The sequence below is a fragment of the Nonomuraea sp. NPDC050680 genome, from assembly GCF_040654555.1.
In the GTDB taxonomy this organism is placed as follows: Bacteria; Actinomycetota; Actinomycetes; order Streptosporangiales; family Streptosporangiaceae; genus Nonomuraea.
In genome coordinates, this window is sequence record NZ_JBFAIF010000003.1 from 613,191 (window position 1) to 634,652 (window position 21,462).

Below are 21,462 nucleotides of genomic sequence, written 5' to 3' on the forward strand. Positions count from 1 at the left end.
CGCTGTTCAGGCACCTTGAACCTCCGAATCCCGACTCCGGCCGTCGACAGCGATAAGTAAGCTACCCATTACTAATGGTGACTTTAGGGCGTACGAGCAAAGCTTGTTCAAGGTTCGCGAGGTAATCTTCGAAGATCAGCTACGGGGGAGGGGTTGGGGCCGATGCCGTTCACGCCCAGTCACATCGCGGCGGTGCTTCCCCTGGTGTCGTCGCCCCTGTTCCGCAGGCTGGCCAACCCGTGGGCGCTGGCGATCGGCGCGATGGTCCCCGACCTGCCGATCTTCCTGCCGTTCCTGCCCGACTACACCAACTGGCACTCCTGGCACGGCGTCGTCACCATCGACCTGGCCGCCGTCCTCATCCTGCTGGCCACGTTCCACCTCTTCTTCCGTGAGCCGCTGATCTCCCTGCTCCCACCCGCCCTCGCGGGCCGCGCCGCGACCCTGCTCCCGCCGCGCCTCCGCGACCTGCCGGCCGTCCTGGCCGGCGCCCTGATCGGCGCCGGCTCCCACGTCCTGTGGGACTCCTTCACCCACTCCACCGGCCCCGCCGAGTGGGGCGCATGGCTGGAGGTGTCGGTGTTCGGGGTGATCCGGCTGTTCCGTCTGCTCCAGTACACCTCCTCGGTGGTGGGCCTGGCCATCGTCGTGTGGTGGGCCTGGCGCGGCCTCACCCGGATGGGCGCCGCGACCGTCCCCGACCGGCTGCGGCTCCACGCGGGCGTACGACGGGCGGTCCTGGCCCTGTGCACGGCCGGCACCGTCGCGGGCGCCTTCCTATGGCCCATGGTCGACGAGCCCGTACCCAAACTCGGCATGGCCAGCGTCATCACCAAGGTGGGCGCGGGCACCCTCGTGGGTCTCTGCCTGGTGCTCAGCTGCTATGCGGCGGTCTGGCAGGTCAAGCGCCTCGTGGCAGTATCTGAAGGTGCCTGACTACGTAACGGACCCCGCCGACCCACGCCTGACCGACTACACCCGGCTCAGGGACGTGGACCTGCGCAAGAGCCTGGAGGCGGAGCGCGGCCTGTTCGTGGCCGAGGGCGAGAAGGTGATCAGACGCGCGATCGGCGCCGGCTACCCGATCAGATCGGTCCTGACGACCGCGCGCTGGCTGGAACCGCTGGCGGACGTGCTCGGGGACGCGACGGTGTACGTGGTGAGCGACGAGACCATGCTGGGCGTCGCCGGGTTCCAGGTGCACCGGGGAGCGCTGGCGTCGATGGAGCGCCTGCCGCTGCCTTCGGTGGAGCGGGTGCTGGCGGGCACCTCACGCACGGTGGTCCTGGAGGACCTCGTGGACCACTCGAACGTCGGCGCGATCTTCAGGTGCGCCGCCGCGCTGGGAGTGGATGGGGTCATCCTGTCCCCTCGGTGCGCTGATCCGCTGTATCGGCGGTCGGTGAAGGTCTCGATGGGCGCGGTGTTCTCCATCCCGTACGCGCGGATGGACAACTGGTACACCGGGCTGGAGCAGATGCGTGACGCGGGCTATCAGCTGCTCGCGCTGACCCCTGATCAGAGCGCCACGCCTCTGGACGCGGTCAAGATGACGGATCGGGTGGCGTTGCTGCTGGGCTCGGAAGGCGACGGCCTGTCCTCGCGGTGGTCGCAAGAGGCTGATGAGCCCGTGTGCATTCCCATGAGTCCCGCGGCCATGGCGGCCGGCGTGGACTCGCTGAACGTGGTGGCGGCGGCCGCCATCGCCTGCCACGGCCTCATGCGCAGCGGCGCCCGGCTCTAGGGACTGGCCCTCTCGGGCGCTCTGACCAGGGCTGATCGAAAGATCGGTATGGCTACCGATGCACATACGTATTTGCACGCCTGATCGCAGCGCTTAGCGTCTGGCGGCAGCAAGGTCAACGGTTCGGCGCTCAAACCGCTCCCTCACCCACCCCCCTTTCCCGGTCGGTTCCGCGGCCCAGGCGATCCCTGAGGCGGCGTGGTCGGCGTGCGCGCGCACGCCGCGGCGGCCGGGAAACGCCGAAAGGAGCATCACGCGTGAAACGCACTGCCTTAGCCGCCGCGGCCGTGGGACTCGCCACAGCCGCGTCCATGGCTCTCGCCGTCCCCACCGCGTACGCCGCCCCACCCGGAGCCGGCAAGGAAGACTCCGGCGCGCAGGCACGAGCGGCGGCCGACCCGGCCTCGCTCGCGGCGGCGGTCGCCGACAAGGCCGTCTCCAGCGGCCTCGACAAACTGGCCAAGGGACCTGACGAGGCGTACAGCCGCGTGTCGGTCACCCGCGGCACCAGCGACATGTACTTCGTCGGCTACGAACGCTCCTACAAGGGACTGCCGGTGGTCGGCGGGGACGCGGTCGTCGTCACCGACTCGGCGGGGCACGTCCGCGACACCGTCGCGGCGGCCGGGCCAAGCGCCCAGAAGGTGCGGACCACGGCCACGATCAGCGCGGAGCGGGCGACGGAGGTGGCGAAGACCCGGCTCTCGCGCGTCGACGACTCCGCCGCCCCGCGCCTGGTGGTGCTCGCCTGGACCGGCAAGCCCACGCTGAGCTGGGAAGCCGTCGTCAGCGGCCTGGTCAAGGGCCGCCCGAGCATCCAGCACGTGTTCGTGGACGCCCGGACCGGCAAGATCGCCGACTCCTACGACCTGGTGCGTGAGGGCAGTGGCAACGGCTACTACTACGGCCAGGTCACCATCAACACGAGCGGCTCCGGCAGCTCGTACTCGATGACCGACACGACCAGGCCCGGCCTCCAGTGCGGCGGGCAGGGCGGCACCGCCTACACCGGCACCGACGACGCGTGGGGCACCGGCAGCGGCACCAACCTGGAGACCGGCTGCGTCGACGCGCTCTACTCCGTCCAGCGCGAGTGGGACATGCTGCGTGACTGGCTCGGCCGCGACGGCATCAACGGCAGCGGCAGGGGCTTCCCCGCCCGCGTCGGCCTGGCCGACGTCAACGCCTACTGGAACGGCAGCTACACCAACTTCGGCCACAGCCAGGACAACGCCCGGCAGGCCACCAACATCGATGTGGTGGCGCACGAGTTCGGGCACGCCATCTTCCAGACCACGCCCGGCGGGGCCGGTTCCGGAAACGAGAACGGCGGCATCAACGAGGGTACCGGTGACATCTTCGGCGCCCTGACCGAGCACTACGCCAACAACCCCAACGACCCGCCGGACTACCTGGTCGGCGAAGAGGTGGACCTCGTCGGCGACGGGCCGATCCGCAACATGTACAACCCGAGCGCGCTCGGCGACCCGAACTGCTACTCCTCCTCGATCCCCAGCACCGAGGTGCACGCGGCGGCCGGTCCGCTGAACCACTGGTTCTACCTGCTGGCCGAGGGCAACAACCCCGGCGGCGGCAAGCCGACCAGCCCGATCTGCTCCGGTGGCCCGTCATCGGTGACCGGCGTCGGCGTGCAGAAGGCCGGCCAGATCTACCTGGGCGCCCTGAACCGCAAGACCTCCAGCTGGCGCTACACCAACGCCCGCGCGGCCTCCGTCGCGGCCGCGATCGAGCTGTTCGGCGCCAACAGCGCCGAGTGCAACACCACCAAGGCGGCGTGGAGCGCGGTGAGCGTGGCGGCGGCGTCAGGCGAGCCCGCCTGCGGCACTCCCGGCAACGACTTCTCGCTCTCGCTCAACCCGTCGACCGGCAGCGCGCAGCCCGGCCAGCAGGTGACCGCCACGGTCAACACCCAGACCACGTCCGGCAGCGCCCAGACGGTCAACCTGACCGCCTCCGGGCAGCCCAGTGGCGTGACGGCGAGCTTCAGCCCGTCGTCGGTCACCTCCGGCAACTCCTCGACACTGACCCTGTCCGTCGGCTCCTCGGTGGCTCAGGGCTCGTACCCGATCACCGTCACCGGCGCGGGGTCGGCCACGCACACCGCTGTCTACACCCTCCAGGTCGGCACCGCGACGCGCGACTTCTCGATCTCGGCCAACCCGGCGTCTGGCACGGTGCAGGCCGGCTCCTCGGCCACGACCACGATCGGCACCACCACGACGGCCGGCACCGCGCAGGCCGTCAACCTGGCCGCGAGCGGTCTCCCCACGGGCGCCTCGGCCGCCTTCGACCCGGCCTCGGTGACCTCGGGCGGGTCGTCCACCCTGACGATCTCGACCGCGCCGACCACGCCCGCCGGCTCGTACACGGTGACCGTGACCGGCACCGGCGTGACGGCGACGCACACCACGACCTACGCGCTCACGGTGCAGGGCACCTCGGGCGGCAGGACGTTCACCAACGGCACCGACTACGCCATCAACGACTTCGCCACCATACAGAGCCCGATCACCTCCACGGCGACGGGCACGGCGGTCTCGCCGGTCAAGCTGTCGGTCACCATCGCGCACACCTGCGCGGAGGATCTCGACATCCGGCTCCGCGGGCCGAACGGTACGTGGTACTCGGTCGACGGTTCCGGCGGCACCAGCTGCACCTCGTACGGCACCAGGACGTACTCGATCCCGGTGAGCCAGCAGGCGGCGGGCACCTGGGTGCTCGAAGTCACCGACGACTACTTCCTTGACACCGGGCGCCTGGACACCTGGAGCATCACCCTCTGACGCACGGCACCACACCACAGCCCCGGCCGGTCATCCGGCCGGGGCTTGGCTCATGGAGGGAGAGCCACCTCGTTACGGGTGCGGACGCCGAGTTTCTGCAGCACCCGCGCCACATGGGTGTCGACCGTGCGACGTGACAGGAACAGCACTTCGGCGATCTCCCTGTTGGTCCGGCCGAGCACGACCAGCCTGGCCACCTCGCTCTCCCTGGGCGACAGCACCCCGCCGGCCGCCTTCCGTCCCCGGCGTGGCCGACCGCCCATGCCGATCTCCCGCAGCAGATGGCGGCAGCGCGCCGCGTCGTGGGTGGCGCCGAGCGCGGTGTAGTGCTCGTCCGCGTGCGCGAGGACCTCCGCGGCGGCCGCCCTGTCGCCGAGCGCGAGCCGCGCGCCCGCCTCGGCCTCCGCCGCCCGAGCCGCCCCGTACGGCCTGGGCATCGCCTCGTAGGCGGCCCGTGCCCGGCCGTAGTAGCGGGCGGCCTCCTCGAACCGGCCGCCCGCCCCGGCCAGCGCGCCGCGCGCCGACTCCAGCGCCGCCTCGGCCGCCGGCGCGGTCGTGCCCTCGACGCCCGCCGCGAACTCGGCCACCAGCTCGGCGGCCTGGGCGGGCTGCTCTGCCCTGAGCAGCGCGGTGACGGCCACCGGCACCACCTGCTCGCCCCACACCCACACGCCCTTGTGCCGCAGCCTGGTCACCGCGCTGTCGGCCTCCGACAGCGCGTCGTCCACGCAGTCGTGGGTCAGGTGCAGCTCGACCAGCCCGCCGGACGCGGCGGCCGCGACCGGGAGGAAGGCCGAGTCCGGCTCGCGCGGACCGGCCGCCTCCAGGTGCTCGCCGGCCTCCTGCCACTCGCCCCTGGCCAGCGCCAGCATGCCCAGTACCAGGCGGGCGTCCACACTGAGCAGCGGCGTATCGGGGGTCATCTCGACCGCCGCGAGCGCCCGCTCCCGCAGGCCGTCCCAGCGTCCGGTCAGCCAGTCGAGCTTGATCGACGACACTTCCACCAGGTAGGCGGGGTACAGGGCGCCGGTCTCCCCGGCGATCCGCCTGCCCTCGCGTGCGAACCGGCCGGCCGGGCCGTAGTGGCCGAGCGCGGTCGCCGCGTCGCACAGGTTGGAGTAGCCGCGCGCGGCCTGCCTGCGTACCGCCGCCGACGGATCACTCACGGGCAGCGTGTCGGCCAGCGCGAAGGCGTCGGGCGCGCCCACGAGCATGGCGAAGGTGACCTTGTTGACGTACACCGTCGCCGTCAGCTCGGGGTCCTCATCGGCGACTGCGACGAGGAGGCTCTCGGCCTGGTCCATCCACTTCTTGTGGGTGGCGATCGGCTCGCCGCCCCAGGCGGGCATCGCCAGCAGGGCCAGCCCTCTGGCGGCGATGCCGGGCCGGCCCGCCAGGTCGGGGAGCGCGGCGAGGACCTCCTGGCGTCCCGCCGCTATGTCGCCCGCCTGGTTGGCCAGCAGTACGCCCAGGTTCAGCCGGGCCTCGCCGCGAACGGCCCCGGCCAGAAAGTCGTCCGACAGCAGGCGGCGGAGCATCCGCACGGCGCGCCGATGCGAGAGCCCGATCGTCGCGAGCCGGCTGAGCTGGAGGGCCAGCGGGCCGCGGGCCTCGCGCGGCAGTTTGGGGTCCGCCAGCATGCCCTCCAGCAGCTCGACCACGAGCGGTACGTCGCCCAGCGCCGCCGCCTGGTCCGCGGCGGCGACGCCGTGCCTGCGCCACGCCTCGTATTCGCCCGCGCGTCTGGCATGGTAGGCGAGCTGTACGAGCGGCGGCGGGTCCAGGGCGGCCAGGGCCGCCATGGCCCGTCTGTGGGTGAGCTGCCTGTCGGGGCCGGGGATCGCGTCGTAGACGGCCTGCTGGGCGAGCGCGTGGCGGAAGCCGTACTGGCCGTCGGGGTGCTCCAGCAGGACGCCGGCCTTGAGCGCCTCGCGCAGGGCGGCCCCGGCGGGGGCGATCGGCGGTTGTTCGGGGGTGCCGCTCTTGTCGGCGATCGGGGGGTCGCCGGCGGTGCTGGAGACGGCGGCGATCAGCGGTTCGTCGGCGGGTAGCTTGAGTACGGCGGCGGCGTGCACTGCGCGCAGCGCGGGCGGCGACAGGTCCGCGAGCCGCTCCGCCATCGCCTCGCGGAGCAGCAGCGGCACCGCGATGCGGTCGAGCGCCTCCGGCTCCTCCACACCTCCGGGGAACTGGCCGTCACCGTCGAGCAGCGAGCGGACGACCTCCTCGATGAGGAACGGGACACCGGCCGTCCGTTCGCGCAGCCTGGCGGCGAAGCACGACGTCACCTGGGAGCGGCCGAGCAGCGTGCTGGTCAGGGTCCTGACGGCCTCGACGTCCAGCGGCTTGAGCGAGATCACCACGCTGTTGGCGCCCGGCGGATGCCGGTAGGCGTGGCCCAGCGGCAGTCCGGACCCGGGCAGGTCCTCCCGCCGGAAGGTCACCACCAGCGCCAGGCCCTCGGGCGGTTGCTGGGTGAGGAACCGCAGCAGGTCCCGGGTGCCGTCGTCGGCCCAGTGCAGGTCCTCCACCACCAGGACGACCGGCGCCGCGGCGTCCAGCAGCGCGTGGACCGCGCGGAACAGGCGGTGCCGCTCGGCCCGCGGGTCGCCGACCGGCGGTAGTGAGGGCGGCAGGTGTCCGGCGAGCTCGGGGAGGTAGCCGCGCAACGCCCCGGCCACCGGGTTGAGCGCCTCGGTCCCGGGCAGGGCGGCGGCGAGGTGGCGCAGGGCGTCGAACACCGGGCCGTACGGGAACGGCTCCCTGAGCTGGTGGCAGTGGCCGAGCAGCACGGTGCGCCCGCCGTCGCGCAGGACGTCGATGGCCGCCCGGACCAGCCGAGTCTTGCCGATCCCCGCTTCGCCCTCCACCAGGGCCACGGCGGGCGGTCGGGTGATCGCGCCGAGGAGTGCTCGCAACGGCGCTTCGCGTCCGACCATCGCGGGACTGGCGACACTCGTCATCGGCGTCTCCGAGGGTCCGGGTTTTGGTGCCCGTGCCGGAATACCGTTATCTACTACCAGTCATCTACGGTCAACCCTCGCTTTACTGGCATATCCTCCCACAACCCTATAAAGCGGACGGGGCGCCGACGCTTGGCTCGGGGCTGTCAGCGCGCTGACGAGGCTGTGCGCATCCCGATGAGCCCGAGCCGCTCTCTCGGCCGAACCTCGGCGGAGTGGCGATCCACGGATATGTCCCAAGTTTCTGCCGCTGTCCCCGGATGTTCAGGTGGCCGATAAAGGGCGCCGGGCGATTTGGGTGCGTGGCGGCTGTATTTCTCTTATGCGCGATGCCCCATATTTCAGCGGCACTCGGAATCATAGTGTCATGCGCGGTGCCGGGGCAATCCCCAAGGCTGGGTATGTGGGCGCGGTCGAATCCCTCCTAACTTTAAGGAGTCAGGAGCTCATCGCCCTAAAAAGGGGAACGGAAATGCACAGTAAAGGCATCACCAGGCGCGGGATGCGCAGGCTCGGCAGCGCCGTCATCGCCACGGGGTTGTTGTCGGCCGGCCTGATCGCATCCGCGGCCGGAGCGAGTGCGAGCGCCGGTTCCGCCCGTTCGTTCATCAGCTTCGAGGTCTTCTTGAGCAACAACACGGGTTGCGACCTGAAGATCGTCACGTTCCGGCTCGACCACGGCGAGTGGAGCAGGAAGCCGCCGGAGCGGATCAAGTCGGGCCGGCTCGTCAGCTGGGAATCCGAGTCGAACGGGGTCGGCACCGGAACCGAAGGAGAAGCCGACTACATCACCGAGAACTGCGATCCCGCGAGCAACAACACCAAGCGGATCCATGCGCACTGGGACAACCCGTTCTCTGGTGGCAATTCCGGCGATGCCAGCGGAACGGACCCCGTCTTCCATACCAATGTCGTGATCGGCGGCGGTAACCACGCGGGCGGGCAGTTCACCTACTTCCTGCCTGAGTAACCCAGGCGGCAGTCGAACTACCAGCGGATTCGCCGAGCGGTGGGTGCGGGATTCCCCGCACCCACCGCCTACCGCCGATGAGCCCACCACCGATGAGCAGGAGAGAGAGTCATGGCCAGGAAGACGATCGGCCGCAGGGTTTTCGCCACCTGTCCGTCGACGTCAAGCTGGCGAACGATCGGTCGAGTCGGCCGAATACCAGACCCGGCGACTGCCTGGACGGGCGGCTGAACGCGCGAAATGTGCGCGTTAACTGGTTCATCTCGCCCTTCGCCGCCACGTCCTATGACGTCGACGGCACCGATCCGGCCTTCCGGGTCGATATCAACGGCGATTCAGAAGAGCACGCGACCGTGCAGTTCACGCTGCGGGCAGCATGGCTTCGAGTCGGTAAGTTCCCGGCTTATTGGGAAACGATAGGTGCCTTGACGGTTTCCTGGGCCGAAGTTACTTTGTGCGGATGATCAGGAAGAAAAAACGGAAGCATACGTTATGAGAGGGCCGTTCCGCAGCTGGCGGCACGTGCTCACCACCCTCTTACTCATGGCGGCGACCCTGGCCATAGGCCAGGGCGCCGCGTACGCCGACTACCCCGGCGATCTGTGCACTGAGGCGGCGCAGGACGACATCGTCACCGTCAGCGGCGAGACCTGGGAATGCGCCTACGACGAGGACATCGACGACTACATCTGGAAGCCCACGTTCGAGGAACAGGGACACCCGACTACTGGATCTTCAGCTACGACTGGGCCACGTCCAGCACGGGCGGCTATGAGCACGGCACCCGGTCACGAGTGGAGTTCCTGCCGGACGGCGTGCACACCGGGGCCGACGGCTTCTCCTACCGCGACGGCAGCCGGTGGCGTACCACGCAGGTCAGCGAGAACCTCCTCTACTACTGGGACGGCGGCACCTGGGTGCAGTGCGGCGGCACCGGGCAGGTGTCGGGCTCGTCCTCCTTCACGTTCGCCCCGACCTGGGGCTGGGGCGGTGCCTGCGGCGAGAACCGCTACTACGCGACGACCGCCTGGTCGTGGCAGTGGACCGGGTCGGCGTGGGACGGCTCCTCGGCCTGGTCGGGCTTCCTCTGGGCGCCGTGCCGGGGGTGCCTGGCGGCGACGGAGCCGCCACCGGCACCTACGGGACGACCCTCGGCCGAGCCGCCCGCGCCGCCGACCGGGCCACCTGGACGCCTGAAGCTGCGCCCGCCGACGGGCACCACGCCGAAATCGATCCGGACGTGAGAAATCCCTGCTCGGGCCTGGCTCCGGTCCGGGCCTGTCCCCGAGTCGGGCCTGGCTCCGGTCCGGGCCTGTCCCCGGGTCGATTCTCGCTCCGGGTCGGGCCTGGCTCCGGATCAGGTGGCCGGCTTCAGACGGCTTCCTGTCCGCCGGAGCCGAGCCGTCCGCAGAGCCGGTAATCGCCCACCTGCCGTCAGCTCCTTGGGCGAATGGCGCTTGAACCATCGAACCCCCCCGCTTTCGATGGAGGAAGCCACCACGCGCGCCTCGGGCCGCAGGTGGGATCCAGCCTAGATCGGCTGACGGGCCGGGCACCTCAGGGCCCGGCCAGGGGATAGCCCTAAGACGGCACCGCCTCAGGGCGTTTCGGTGGGCCGTGCTCCCCTGTACGGGCCGTGTTCTCCTAGAGGGGAGGTCCATCTCGATCGCCGATGGAGGCGCGATGACCGCAGGATCGACCGACCACGACGTGATCATCATCGGCGCCGGATTCGCCGGCCTGTACATGCTCCACCGCCTGCGCGGCCTGGGCATGGCGGCCCGCGTCCTGGAGGCGGGCCGCGGTGTCGGCGGCACCTGGTACTGGAACCGCTACCCCGGAGCCCGCTGCGACGTCGAGAGCCTGCAGTACTCCTACTCCTTCGCCGAGGACCTCCAGCGCGAATGGAGCTGGACCGAGCGGTACGCCGCCCAGCCCGAGATTCTCCGCTACCTCGATTACGTCGCCGACCGCTTCGACCTGCGCCCCGACATCCAGCTGGACACCCGCGTCACGGCCGCCTCCTGGGAGGCGCCAGGAACATGGCGGGTCGAGACCGGCGGCGGCGAGCGTCTGTCGGCCCGCTACCTCGTCACCGCGGTCGGCTGCCTGTCCGTGGTCAACCTGCCCGGTCTGCCCTGTTCCTTCCGGGGGCCGAGCTATCACACGGGACGGTGGCCGGCCGAGGGCGTGGACCTGTCCGGGCGGCGGGTGGCGGTCATCGGCACCGGCTCGTCGGGCATCCAGTCCATTCCGGTCATCGCGGAGAGCGCCGAGCACGTGACGGTGTTCCAGCGGACGCCCAACTTCAGCGTCCCCGCGCGCAACGGGCCGCTGTCGCCGGAGTACGAGCAGTGGTTCAAGGCCAACCACCAGGACCTCCGCCGTCAGCTGCGTACCTCCCACAGCGGTCTCCTGGCCAACCCGAACCCCGACTCCGCCCTGGCGGTGACGGACGAGGCGCGGGGGCGCGAGTTCGAGGCGCGCTGGGAGCGTGGCGGCCTGGGCTTCCTCGGCTCGTTCTCCGACCTGATGATCAACGAGGAGGCGAACAGGACGGCCGCCGGCTTCGTCCACGACAAGATCCGGGCCACGGTACGGAACCCGGCGGTGGCCGAGCTGCTCCTTCCCGGCGGCCACCCCATAGGAAGCAAGCGCCTCTGCGTCGACACGGGCTACTACGCCACGTACAACCACCCGAACATCACCCTCGCCGACCTCAGGACCGCGCCCATCAGGGAGCTCACCCTTGGCGGCGTGCGTACGGCCGAGCGGGAGCACCCGGTGGACGTGATCGTGTACGCGACGGGGTTCGACGCGATGACCGGGCCGCTGCTGGCCATCGACATCCGGGGTGAGGGCGGGCTGTCGCTGCGGGAGAAATGGCGGGCTGGGCCCAGGAGCTATCTCGGGCTGATGAGCGCCGGTTTTCCCAACCTGTTCACGATCACCGGGCCGGGGAGTCCGTCGGTGCTGAGCAACATGATCGTCTCGATTGAGCAGCATGTGGACTGGATCGCCGAGTGCCTGGATCGGCTGGGCGGGCGCGCCATCGACGCGGATCCGCAGGCCGAGGACGCGTGGGTGGAGCAGGTGAACGAGATCGCGGGGCTGACGCTGTTTCCGCGGGCCGACTCCTGGTACATGGGGGCGAACGTCCCTGGGAAGCCTCGGGTTTTCATGCCTTATGTCGGCGGTGTTGGCGTATATCGGGATAAATGCAGCGAGGTGGCTGCCAAGGACTACCAGGGATTTCTCCGCAGCTGAGGAGCCGTCTGGCCCGCCCGGCCCGTCTGGCCCGGCCCGTCTGGCCCGGCCCGTCTGGCCCGGCCCGTCTGGCCCGGCCCGTCTGGCCCGGCCCGTCTGGCCCGGCCCGTCTGGCCCGGCCCGTCTGGCCCGGCCGCCCGTCTGGCCCGGCCCGTCTGGCCCGGCCCGCCCGTCTGGCCCGGCCACCAGGCTGGTCCCCGCAGCCCCGCAGCCCCGCAGCCCCGCCGCCTCGCCGGGAGCGGCCGTGAGTCGGTGATGACCTGGCCGCTCACCAGGTCATCATCGATGCCCGGATCAGCTACCCGCGATCTGCTCTCCCGCGTAGTCGAGCAGCTTCTCAGCCGTGCTGAAGCGGCGCGCGTCCTGGTCTCCGAGGAGCACGCCCACCACCTGCCTGCCGCCGCGCTCTCCCGCGAACAGCAGGCAGAACCCCGCCGCGTTCGTGTAGCCGGTCTTGACCCCAAGCACCCCGTCAGCCTGCGTGAGCAGTTTGTTGGAGTTGCGCCAGGTGTGCGCCCGGTGCGCGGACGTCTTGGTCACCTTGTGCACCTCGCGCCCGACGACCGTCTTGAACGTCGTGTCGCGGAGCGCCGCCTGCGCCAGCTTGGTCTGGTCGACGGCCGTGGAGTACCCGCCGTTGTTGGGTACGGGCAGGCCGTCCGCGTTGGTGTAGCGGGTGTCGGCCAGGTGCAGGCGATTGGCCGCGGCGTTCATCTTGGCGACGAATGCCGTGTTGCCCGGCCCGTACGTCCTGGCCAGCGCGTTGGCGGCGTCTGCCCCCGACGGGAGCATGAGCCCGTACAGCAGGTCCCTGACCGTGAGCCGCTCGCCCTTCTTCAGCGAGGCGGTGGTGCCTCCGTACTTGGTCGCGTGCTTGACGTCAGCCGCGGTGATCGTGATGGTATCGCCCAGTTTGGCCTCGCGGAGCACCACGTAGGCCGTCATCACCTTGACGAGGCTGGCGACCGGGACGCGGCTCGTCTCCCGCTTGTTGAAGTGGATCGTCCCCGCTGAATCGACCACATACGCTGACTTTGCCGCCACAACGGGCGGATCCGCCGCCTGCGCGGCCGCTGCGGGCGACGAGATCCCCACGACCACGGCGAGTGCGGCGCCGCCGATGAAACCCCCAATATGCATGCCGACATGGTCGCAGGTGATCACCGCTTAATATGCCGAACTCTGTCCCAACTTGGGGACACTCAGGCGGCCAGCACCTTGTCCGCCCGCTTCTTCCGGCGCCACACGACGAACGCGATCACCCCGCCGACGAACAGCACCGCCAGGACCGCCGCCGTGATCGGCGACCGCGCGGCTACCTGGAGCCAGGCCCAGACCAGCGCGTTCAGGCCGAACCACCAGATGGGCGCCCAGGTCAGACAGCCCAGCGCGCTGGCCACGAGGTACCAGGGGTAGGAGACCCGCAGGGCCCCGGCGACCCACGGCAGCGTGTGCCGGAGCATGGGCACCCAGAAGCATCCATAGACCGCGAACGCGCCCCACTTCTCGACGACCCGCTCGACCTTAGCGATCCGCTCACGGCCGAGGTTGACGCCGATGCGCGAGTCGTACAGCTTCTCGCCGAGCCTGCGGCCGATCCAGTAGTACGCCTGGAACGCGCCGAACAGGGCGATGATCAGCACGACTCCCAGCCAGATCGGCCCCACGGGTTCGATGGTGATCGCCAGACGTCGCATCAAGGACCCACACCCCCGTCGTGATTTAGGTCAGCCTTACCTTATTTCAAGGGGCAAGCCGTCGCCACAGCAGGGTGCAACTCGCCGACAACCAGCGTTCAACCACCTTCGCGTACCACTGTAGGTGAGGAAGAAGGAGTGTTGATCATGGCAACGAGAAGCACCGCGGTTCTGGCCTCCGGCACGGCCAGCACGGCCAAGCTCTTCGTGGCGGCCCTCGCCTTCACCGGAGCCTATGTCGGTTTCTCGGCCTACGACACCGCCAACTCCGCGCCGCGCCCGGCGCAGACGGTCACCCTGTCGGCCCGCGAGCTGCCCATCACCTACCCGGCCACCACCTGGACGCCCCAGGCCGCCAAGCCGGGCAAGATCAGCATCAGCGCGCTGCCGGGCGGCGACGCCGGGTGCGTCAGGACGTACATGGCCCGCAGCGTGGTGGTCAACCCCGAGCCTGACCACACCGTTCTGTACGGCTGGCAGCTGGCCCGCTGGAGCCCAGGCACCAACACCTGGCACTCCTACTTCGTCGACTACGACGGCTTCGCCGGCGAGAGGAAGACCGTGCGCTGGAACCCCAGCATCACGGCCAACCCCGGCTGGTATCGCATCGAGCTCACCGTCGAGGGCGCCAAGACCATCAAGAGCGACCGCTTCCAGGTGAGTTGCTGACCGACCGCCGCGCCGCTTCCACCCAGCGCGGCACGCCGACCCGCTCGGCCACCTCCAGCGCCTTCTCATAGTGGGCCCGCGACGCGTCCGGCTGGCCCAGCCGCACCGCCAGGTCGCCGAGCGTCAGGGCCACCGGCCAGAGCGCCACGACCCCGGTGCCGGCGCCCGCGATGCGGTCGGCGAACGGCTTGAGCTTGTCGTAGCAGTCGATCATCCGTTCGCGGTCGTCGAGCAGCATCCCGGCCAGCGCCCGCCAGGTCATCGCCAGCTCGTACAGGAAGTCGGGCCGCACCGGCGGGCGTACGGCGGCCACGGCCTTGGCGTCGCCCACGCGACCCGCGGAGGCGAGCGCCAGCGCGTAGGCGTCGAGGGTCCACTTCGCGCCGCGCTGGTGGGCCGCGGCGATCTGCCCGACCGTCTCGGCTGCCCGGCCGTCGACCAGGTGCAGGCAGAACGTGGTGATCAGCGGCAGGTCCTGGCGGCCCTCCAGCATGCCCGCCCGCTCGGTCATCCTGGCCGCGTCGCCGTAGGCCCGCTCGGCGCCGCGGTAGTCGCCGGCGATCATCAGCCGCTGACCGGAGTACCAGGCGCAGACGGCCGCCGGCGCCGACAGGTCGTACTGTCTGGCCAGCCGGTCGGCCGCGGCGGCGTGCTCGTCGGCGATGGCGAACTCGCCGCGGGCCGCCGCGCATTCGAGCAGCACCAGGTGGGCCAGCGCCTGCGTGGCCATCTGCCCCGAGCGCTGGGCGACCTCCAGCAGCTCGCGGCCGATGCTCTCGCGGGTGTCGACCGCAGGGATGTCGTAGGACTGGCGCAGCCGCCCGCTGAGGGCCGCCGCGAGCAGCGTCGGATCGCCGCTCTGCCTGGCCAGCTCCAGCGCCTCCAGCGACGCCTGCCGCCCGCGCTCGGGCGAGGAGGAGCCCTCCAGCTCCAGCGCCAGCGTGGTGAGCAGGCTCGCGCGCAGCGTCTGCTCCCCTTCGGGGAGCTCCATCAGCGCCTTCTCGGTGACGTCGACGATCTCCCACGCGGTGCGGGTGAAGTCGCGGGCCATCCCCTTGTGCGGTACGGCGAGCGAGGCCGCCACCCGCGCGGTGATCTCCAGGTCGCCCAGCGGCAGCGCGGAGTCCATGGCCTGGCGGCGCAGCAGCCGCGCCGCGGTCATGTCGCCGCACAGCGCCAGGGCCCTGATCTGGCGGAGCATGAGCTGCAGCCGGTCCTTGGTGTCGCCGGCGGTGCGGTCGAACGCCGCGATGGCCTGCTCCCACAGCGTGGCGGCCTCGCGGTGCGCGAACCTGCGCTCGGCCTGCTCGGCGGCCAGCCCGGCGTAGTGGACGGCCTTCTCGGCGGCGTCGGCGAGGAAGTAGTGGTGCGCCAGCGCCGCCACGTCGGACGGCGTGCGCCGCTCGATGACCGACGCGACCGCCGCGTGCAGCCGGGTGCGGCGCAGCCGCGACGCGTCGGAGTAGATCGTGTCGCGCACCAGGTCGTGATCGAACCTGAGCAGCCCCGGCCCCGGCTCGGTCACCAGCCCGGCCAGCAGCGCCGCCTCGACCGCCTCCACCACGGCGTCCTCGTCGCCCGCCACGTCGACCAGCACGTCGACGTCGACGTCGCGGCCGATCACCGCCGCCTGCAACAGGATCTGCTGGGCCCCGGCGGGCAGCCGGGAGATGCGCCGCCGCAGCACGTCGCGCACCCCGGAGGGCACCCGCGACAGCACCTCGACCGCGCTGGCCCGGTCGGCCGCGCCCTCGGAGTCGAGCAGGCGTACGGTCTCGCGCACGAAGAACGGGTTGCCACCGGTGCGCTCGACGATGGATTCGACCGCGTCCTCGTCGATCTCGCGCACGCAGGTGGCCCTGACCAGCTCGCCCACGGCCTTGGGATCGAGGCCGGACAGCCCGACCCGCACCGGGCCGAGCCGGGCGAGCGCGGCCAGCACGTCGGACTGGCGGTCGTCGAGCTCGCTCTCCCTGCAGGTGACCACGAGCAGCACCCGGCTGGTGGCCAGCAGGCTGGGCAGCGCGCGCAGCAGCGCCAGCGTCTGGTCGTCGGCCCAGTGGAGGTCTTCGAGCGTGAGCAGCACCGGCGCGCGCCGCGCCACCCCCGCCAGGTAGCCGCCGACCGCCCGGTGCAGCCGGAAGCCGCCGGACACCTCGTCGTCGTCGGGATCGGGGTCGGCGTCGTCGAGCAGCGGCGCCAGCAGCTGGGCGTATTCGCCCGCGCCGGTCATCCCCACCAGGGCGCGCAGGATCTCCACCCACGCCCAGCCCGGCGGTGTCGCGCTGGAGTCGGGGCAGGCGCCGGAGGCGGTGATCCAGCCGTCGCCGGTGAGCTTGCCGTCGAGCTGACGCAGCAGCGTGGTCTTGCCCGCGCCCGCGACGCCCGCGACGATCGCCACCTGGAACCTGCCGGTGCGGGCGGCGGCCGTGGTCAGCCTGGCCAGCTCGGCGTCGCGGCCGACGAACGGCTCGGGCTCCAGCGGCGGCGGCTCGACCGGGACGGCCGGCCGGGGCGGCCAGGTGTCGGTGGGCGCCTGCACGGGCCTGGACGGCCGCGGCGCGAGGCTCAGCTCCAGCTCGGGCGCCTGGGCCAGGATGTCGGACTCCAGCTTGCGCAGCGCCGGCCCCGGGTCGATGCCCAGCTCGTCGGCCAGGATGCCCCTGGCCCGGCGCAGCGCCGCCAGCGCGTCGCCCTGCCGGCCGCAGCGGTAGAGGCCGAGGCCGAGCAGCCGCCAGCCCTCCTCGCGCAGCGGGTGCTCGGTGGTGAGCGCCTCCAGGTCGGGCACGGTCTCGGCGGGCAGGCCGAGGCGCAGCCCGGTGTCGGCGTGCCGCTCGCGCGCCACCAGCCGCAGCTCGGTCAGCCTGTTGACCTCGGCCTCCGCCCACTGCTGGTCGGCGAAGTCGGAGTAGGGGGTGCCCCGCCACAGGCCGAGCGCCTTCTCCAGGCGGGCGCGCGCGGACTGCGGATCGCCTTCTTCGAGGTGCTCGCCCGCCGCCCTGACCAACTGCTCGAACTTGAGCGCGTCGACCTGGTCGGGCGCCACCCGCAGCGCATAGCCGGAGGCGACGGTCACCAGCAGGCGGTTGGGCCCGCCACGCGGACGGCCCGGCTCCAGCACCCGGCGCAGCCGGGAGATGTAAACCTGGAGCCCCGACTGGGCTCCCTTGGCCGTGTCGTCATCCCACAAGTCGTAAAGGAGGGTGTCAACCGGCACGACCTGACCTCTGGCCACGAGAAGTCGGGCGAGGACGGCCCGCTGCCGCAACCCGCCGAGGTCGAGTTCGTCGTCGTGTTCGTACGCCTCGACTGGCCCCAGAACTCGGAACGCCACCATGTCAGCCGCCACGCTATGCGGGCTTCCGAATCAGGCACAAGGGCCGTGATTGATTAACGCCTGTTCGGTTTGGGATTGTCACTAGGGGGCCTTCGAGATCGCGGACGGGGGCTCCGCGTCGGCGTTCCTGGCGTTGCGCCTGCGCAGTAGCGCCCACGCGCCTAGAGCGAGGCCGCCGAACGGGATCTCGATAGTGTAAGTCCAGAAGCCGAAAAGCAGTGCGGTCGCCGTCGCCGGGGCGGGTGCCACGCCGAAGGCGAAGAGCAGCGCGGCCACGCCGCTCTCCATGATCCCCGCGCCGCTCGGCGTGACCAGCGCGCTGGTCAGCACGCGGGACAGGGCGAAGACGGCGATCGACTGGGCCAGCCCCGGATAGGCGCCGGTGGCGTGCATGCAGACGACCATGATCGCCCACTGGAAGCCCAGGAAGAAGACCATGGCCAGCGACAGGCCGATCGAGCGCGACTTCACGATCTCGGCGGTGTCCTTGCGCAGCCGCTCCAGCGCCTCGGAGGCGTGGAACTTCAGCCTGAACAGGCGTACGAGGAAGTCGAGGCCCTTGCCCAGGAGGGCGGCGGCGCGGTCCCAGTAGAGGGCGGCGGCCACGATCAGGCAGAGCGCGAGGATCGACACCGCGCCCACCCAGCCGGCTCTGGCCACCGTCGGGTTGGGCGCCTTGCCGGCCGCCAGCAGCGCGATGATGCCGACGGCGGGCAGGATGAATCTAAACAGAGTGTTCCAGATGCCGCTGACCAGCGTCATCACCACGATCGAGCGGTTGGCGAACCCCCAGCCCCTGGTCATCGCGAACGTCAGCGCCACCCCGGCCGCGCCGCCGAACGGCAGCAGGTTGCTCACCGCGCTGCCCGCCGCGTTGAGAGAGAGCGCCTGCAGGTTGTTGAGACCCGGCAGCGAGTTGGTGAGCACGAAGGTGTAGGCCAGCAGGCTCAGCAGCCAGACCGCGGTCATCAGGGCGATGGTGCCGAAGCTGAGGCTGTGGAAGAGCGCGCCGATCTCGCGCCAGGACACGGGCTTGCCGGTCAGCGAGTGGACGATCTGCGGCAGGTAGACCACGAGGGCCAGAGCCAGCGCGAGGGAGAGCGCCGACAGCGTGATCTGGAGCCATCTGTTCTTCATCGCGGTACAGTCTGCCGCTCGCGGGGGCGGCCCGGATCATACTCAGGGCTCATTTTGGCCACTGGTCCAGAGGATGACTGAGGCGGGTGCCGGGTGGAAGATCACGCCGTACGTACCACTCGGTGCCGAAGACGAGCCGATAGAGCGGGCCGGGCACCTTGAGCATCACGGCCAGCGTGCGGTCGGTCTCGCCGCCGGTCGCCTGGGAGGCGTGCGCGGACATGGACGCCCGCTTCTGTTTCGCATATTTCCGGACATTTACCCGGTGGGTGATCGTCTCACTCGCCGAGTAGGCGCTTTCGAAGGTCCGTACGTCGAACTCGGGCGGGAACCGGTAGAACTTCCCCGCCAGCTTCAGCAGCCTGACCAGCGGGTCGCGGTTGACCGTCGCCTCCAGCACGACCGCCGTGCCGGCGATCTCCGCCGCCCGCCGCCCTACCCGGTGCACCTGGACGTGGTCGGGATGGCCGTAGCCGCCCGCCGGGTCGTAGATCGACAGCAGGTCGGCCCGCTCCTCCTCCAGGATGGCGGCCAGCTTTCCGGCGGCCTTCTCGGAGTCGGCGTCGATGAAGGCGTCGTCGGGCCGTTCCTCGGCGCGGCCGCCCTGCGGGCTCAGGCCCGAGTCGCCGTAGCCGAGACACTCGACGCGGGCGCAGCCGAGCAGGGCCGCCGACTCGTACAGCTCCTTCAGGCGGGTCGCGCGCAACTCCTCGCCCGGCCCCATCTCGGCCAGGCCGCGCTCGCCGGCGGTCGCCACCACGAGGACCACGCGGTGTCCCTCGGCCGCGAGCATCGCCATCGTGCCGGCCGTCAGCAGGGCCTCGTCGTCGGGATGGGCGTGGAAGAACACAGCGGTACGTGGAGGCACAACGCCCAGATTAGTCTGGGAGGGGTGCGGATCTTTCACGTGAGTGACTGTTACCTGCCGCGACTCGGGGGGATCGAGGTTCAGGTCGCCGACCTCGTGCGTACGCAGCGCGAGGCCGGCCACGCCGTCGATGTGGCGACCGCGACCAAAGGGGAGACGCTGCCCGGCGTGCACAGGATCGTCGCCAGGATGCCCTTCGACCTGCCGGTCCACCCGTTCGGAGTGGGACATCTCACGCGGCGGCTGACCTCCTCGCGGCCCGACGTGGTGCACGTCCACATGGGCGCGGTCTCGCCCTTCGCCTGGATGGGGGTGCGGGCCGCGAAACGGGCCGGAATTCCCTGCGTCGTGACCGTGCACAGCATGTGGGACCCCGTCACGCGCGGCGTCTACCGGTTGCTGCGCCTGGTCTACGGCTGGCAGAGCTGGGGGCTGGTGGCCACCACGGTCAGCAACGCGGCGGCGGCCCCGATCCGGTCGGTCGCGGGGGAGGGGGTGCCCGTGCACGTGGTGTCCAACGGCCTCGACCTGTCGGGCTGGCGGCTGTTCTCCGGGTCGCCGCCGGAGCCGCGCGAGGAGGTGCACATCGTGGCCGTGGGCCGTCTGGCGCCGCGCAAGCAGCCGGTCCGGCTGCTCAAGCTGCTCGACATGGTGCGCTCCCGGGTCCCCGACGGCATTCCGCTGCGCGCCACCGTGATCGGCGACGGCCCGGCCCGCGCCCAGATGGAGCGCTACCTGGCCAGGCACGGCATGACGGGCTGGGTCTCGTTGCCCGGACGCTACACCCGCGAGCAGATCGCCAAGGTGCTGGAGTCGGCCGACGTGTTCGTGGCGCCGGCGCCACGCGAGTCGTTCGGGATCGCCGCGCTGGAGGCCCGCGCCGCCGGGCTTCCCGTGGTGGCGCGGGCCCAGAGCGGGGTGGCCGACTTCGTCCGGCACGGCACGGAGGGGCTGCTCGGCCGCAGCCTGGGCGACCTGGCCGGCGCCGTGGCCCGCCTGGCCACGGATCCCGAACTGCGGCAGCGCATGATCGCCCACAACCGCGCCGTCCCGCCGTCGGCAGGTACCTGGCCGACCGTCCTGGCGGGCTTCGACCGGGCGTACGCGGAGGCCATCGGATAGATCGCCGCGCCTGCCCCCTGCCGCCCGCCACCGCTACTGCCGCGACCTCACCGCGCGCCACTCACCGGCCGCGGGGTCAGGTGTCGAGGCCGCCGTGGGTGATGGTGTAGGCGGGGGTGGCGAAGTCGCCGCCCTGGGGCATGTCGTCCGTGAAGAAGGCGTCGGCGCCCGAGATCCCGTACGACTCCGCGTCGTCCTGAGGCGTGTAGCCGAGCTCGTCCGAGAGTCGCCAGAAGCCGCGCGTGTTGGCCGAGACGGCATAAACCGTGGCGAAGTGGATGCCGGGCTGGGAGACCGCGGCCAGGACGAAGCCGGCGCAGTCCCGGGGGCTGAGCCAGGTGGCCAGGTGGCGGGCCTCGGAGGGCCGGGGTTCCAGGCTGCCGATGCGGAGGCAGACAACCTGAAGCCCGAACTTGTCGGCATACAGGCGGCCCAGGGCCTCGACGGCGACCTTGCTGACCCCGTACAAGCCGTCGGGGCGCGGCGGCTCGTCCGGTGACACCGTCCGGGTGGCGGGGTAGAGGCCCGTCAGGCGGTTGCTGCTGGCCAGCACCACGCGGGGCACACCGGTGCGCCGGGCCGCTTCGAGGACGTGGTGGGCGCCGAGGACGTTCGCCTCCAGGAGGGCGGGCAGCGGGGCCTCGTCTGGTACTCCGGCCAGATGGACGACCGCGTCGGCGCCCTTGATGATCGACGCCACGGCTTCCACGCTGGACAGGTCGGCCTGCCGTACCTCCTCTTGGGGGGCCTCGGCGGTCAGGGGTGCGCGGTCGACCAGGATCAGGCGGGTCGCGGCGCGGCGCAGGGGCTCGCGGACGGCTGTGGCGACGAGTCCGGCGGCGCCGGTCAGAACGATGGTTCCCATAGGGTCATCCTATGGCGTA

16 protein-coding genes are annotated in these 21,462 nt (G+C 71.1%); 9 read left to right on the forward strand and 7 right to left on the reverse strand.

The genetic code is table 11. The features are described from left to right. The first annotated feature begins 162 nt into the window (after positions 1 to 162). The 3 genes from AB0H88_RS14085 (at position 163) to AB0H88_RS14095 (ending at position 4,548) form a co-directional block, all read left to right on the forward strand. Positions 163 to 936 carry a DUF4184 family protein gene (locus AB0H88_RS14085; RefSeq protein ID WP_357644178.1) on the forward strand — a complete coding sequence of 258 codons (774 nt, stop codon included), beginning with the start codon at positions 163 to 165 and terminating at the stop codon, positions 934 to 936. Further along, complete coding sequence (locus tag AB0H88_RS14090) at positions 884 to 1,744, forward strand: RNA methyltransferase (protein ID WP_357644180.1); 861 nt, start codon at positions 884 to 886, stop codon at positions 1,742 to 1,744. Before AB0H88_RS14085 ends, AB0H88_RS14090 begins: the two co-directional genes overlap by 53 nt. Positions 1,745 to 2,001: 257 nt before the next feature. Further along, positions 2,002 to 4,548, forward strand: coding sequence for a M4 family metallopeptidase (locus AB0H88_RS14095; RefSeq protein ID WP_357644182.1), 2,547 nt, complete (start codon positions 2,002 to 2,004; stop codon positions 4,546 to 4,548). 50 nt (positions 4,549 to 4,598) lie between these two features. On the opposite strand, the gene AB0H88_RS14100 is transcribed toward AB0H88_RS14095, so the two are convergent. Next, a complete protein-coding gene (locus AB0H88_RS14100; protein ID WP_357644184.1) occupies positions 4,599 to 7,511 on the reverse strand; it encodes an AAA family ATPase in 2,913 nt (970 codons plus the stop codon). Between the two features lie 367 nt (positions 7,512 to 7,878). On the opposite strand from AB0H88_RS14100, the gene AB0H88_RS14105 reads away from it, so the two are divergent. From AB0H88_RS14105 to AB0H88_RS14120, 4 genes are all read left to right on the forward strand, one after another. After that, positions 7,879 to 8,481 carry a hypothetical protein gene (locus AB0H88_RS14105; RefSeq protein ID WP_357644186.1) on the forward strand — a complete coding sequence of 201 codons (603 nt, stop codon included), beginning with the start codon at positions 7,879 to 7,881 and terminating at the stop codon, positions 8,479 to 8,481. Positions 8,482 to 8,573: 92 nt separating this feature from the next. Beyond that, positions 8,574 to 8,945, forward strand: a complete 372-nt coding sequence (locus AB0H88_RS14110) for a hypothetical protein (protein WP_357644188.1) — start codon at positions 8,574 to 8,576, stop codon at positions 8,943 to 8,945. 192 nt (positions 8,946 to 9,137) lie between these two features. Further along, positions 9,138 to 9,725 (forward strand): hypothetical protein, encoded by a 588-nt coding sequence (locus AB0H88_RS14115; protein WP_357644190.1) that lies wholly within the window; start codon positions 9,138 to 9,140, stop codon positions 9,723 to 9,725. A 439-nt stretch (positions 9,726 to 10,164) separates the two neighbouring features. Next, a complete protein-coding gene (locus AB0H88_RS14120; protein ID WP_357644192.1) occupies positions 10,165 to 11,748 on the forward strand; it encodes an NAD(P)/FAD-dependent oxidoreductase in 1,584 nt (527 codons plus the stop codon). A gap of 294 nt (positions 11,749 to 12,042) precedes the next feature. Here AB0H88_RS14120 and AB0H88_RS14125 read toward each other — a convergent pair whose 3' ends face one another. Together AB0H88_RS14125 and AB0H88_RS14130 are read right to left on the reverse strand one after the other, a co-directional pair. Continuing rightward, the gene (locus AB0H88_RS14125) at positions 12,043 to 12,888 is read right to left on the reverse strand and encodes a serine hydrolase (protein WP_357644194.1); all 846 of its coding nucleotides are present in this window, start codon (positions 12,886 to 12,888) and stop codon (positions 12,043 to 12,045) included. 62 nt (positions 12,889 to 12,950) lie between these two features. Next, positions 12,951 to 13,445, reverse strand: a complete 495-nt coding sequence (locus tag AB0H88_RS14130; protein ID WP_357644771.1) for a VTT domain-containing protein — start codon at positions 13,443 to 13,445, stop codon at positions 12,951 to 12,953. 147 nt (positions 13,446 to 13,592) lie between these two features. Between AB0H88_RS14130 and AB0H88_RS14135 the strand changes: the two genes are divergently transcribed. Next, positions 13,593 to 14,114, forward strand: a complete 522-nt coding sequence (locus tag AB0H88_RS14135) for a hypothetical protein (protein WP_357644196.1) — start codon at positions 13,593 to 13,595, stop codon at positions 14,112 to 14,114. Here the strand turns inward: AB0H88_RS14135 and AB0H88_RS14140 are convergent. The 3 genes from AB0H88_RS14140 to AB0H88_RS14150 all read right to left on the reverse strand — a co-directional run bounded on the left by AB0H88_RS14140 (position 14,083) and on the right by AB0H88_RS14150 (position 19,456). Further along, complete coding sequence (locus AB0H88_RS14140; RefSeq protein ID WP_357644198.1) at positions 14,083 to 17,451, reverse strand: BTAD domain-containing putative transcriptional regulator; 3,369 nt, start codon at positions 17,449 to 17,451, stop codon at positions 14,083 to 14,085. The genes AB0H88_RS14135 and AB0H88_RS14140 overlap by 32 nt on opposite strands. 81 nt (positions 17,452 to 17,532) lie before the next feature. Beyond that, positions 17,533 to 18,588 carry a lysylphosphatidylglycerol synthase domain-containing protein gene (locus tag AB0H88_RS14145; protein WP_357644200.1) on the reverse strand — a complete coding sequence of 352 codons (1,056 nt, stop codon included), beginning with the start codon at positions 18,586 to 18,588 and terminating at the stop codon, positions 17,533 to 17,535. Positions 18,589 to 18,637: 49 nt separating this feature from the next. Further along, positions 18,638 to 19,456: a PIG-L family deacetylase gene (locus AB0H88_RS14150; RefSeq protein ID WP_357644202.1), complete on the reverse strand. Its 819-nt coding sequence runs from the start codon at positions 19,454 to 19,456 to the stop codon at positions 18,638 to 18,640. 39 nt (positions 19,457 to 19,495) lie between these two features. Between AB0H88_RS14150 and AB0H88_RS14155 the strand changes: the two genes are divergently transcribed. Continuing rightward, entirely contained in the window at positions 19,496 to 20,578 is a 1,083-nt protein-coding gene (locus tag AB0H88_RS14155) for a glycosyltransferase family 4 protein (protein WP_357644204.1), read from the forward strand. Positions 20,579 to 20,654: 76 nt separating this feature from the next. Here the strand turns inward: AB0H88_RS14155 and AB0H88_RS14160 are convergent, their stop codons facing one another. Beyond that, positions 20,655 to 21,443, reverse strand: a complete 789-nt coding sequence (locus AB0H88_RS14160) for an NAD(P)-dependent oxidoreductase (protein ID WP_357644206.1) — start codon at positions 21,441 to 21,443, stop codon at positions 20,655 to 20,657. Positions 21,444 to 21,462: the final 19 nt, after the last annotated feature.

Excerpts from the sequence above, each read along its gene's own strand:
- AB0H88_RS14125 (WP_357644194.1), bottom strand. The coding sequence starts at position 12,888 with ATGCATATTGGGGGTTTCATCGGCGGCGCCGCACTCGCCGTGGTCGTG.
- AB0H88_RS14105 (WP_357644186.1), top strand. The coding sequence starts at position 7,879 with ATGCGCGGTGCCGGGGCAATCCCCAAGGCTGGGTATGTGGGCGCGGTC.
- AB0H88_RS14115 (WP_357644190.1), top strand. The coding sequence starts at position 9,138 with ATGCGCCTACGACGAGGACATCGACGACTACATCTGGAAGCCCACGTT.
- AB0H88_RS14145 (WP_357644200.1), bottom strand. The coding sequence starts at position 18,588 with ATGAAGAACAGATGGCTCCAGATCACGCTGTCGGCGCTCTCCCTCGCG.
- AB0H88_RS14120 (WP_357644192.1), top strand. The coding sequence starts at position 10,165 with ATGACCGCAGGATCGACCGACCACGACGTGATCATCATCGGCGCCGGA.
- AB0H88_RS14100 (WP_357644184.1), bottom strand. The coding sequence starts at position 7,511 with ATGACGAGTGTCGCCAGTCCCGCGATGGTCGGACGCGAAGCGCCGTTG.
- AB0H88_RS14135 (WP_357644196.1), top strand. The coding sequence starts at position 13,593 with ATGGCAACGAGAAGCACCGCGGTTCTGGCCTCCGGCACGGCCAGCACG.
- AB0H88_RS14090 (WP_357644180.1), top strand. The coding sequence starts at position 884 with ATGCGGCGGTCTGGCAGGTCAAGCGCCTCGTGGCAGTATCTGAAGGTG.
- AB0H88_RS14140 (WP_357644198.1), bottom strand. The coding sequence starts at position 17,451 with ATGGTGGCGTTCCGAGTTCTGGGGCCAGTCGAGGCGTACGAACACGAC.
- AB0H88_RS14130 (WP_357644771.1), bottom strand. The coding sequence starts at position 13,445 with ATGCGACGTCTGGCGATCACCATCGAACCCGTGGGGCCGATCTGGCTG.
- AB0H88_RS14160 (WP_357644206.1), bottom strand. The coding sequence starts at position 21,443 with ATGGGAACCATCGTTCTGACCGGCGCCGCCGGACTCGTCGCCACAGCC.
- AB0H88_RS14110 (WP_357644188.1), top strand. The coding sequence starts at position 8,574 with ATGAGCAGGAGAGAGAGTCATGGCCAGGAAGACGATCGGCCGCAGGGT.
- AB0H88_RS14085 (WP_357644178.1), top strand. The coding sequence starts at position 163 with ATGCCGTTCACGCCCAGTCACATCGCGGCGGTGCTTCCCCTGGTGTCG.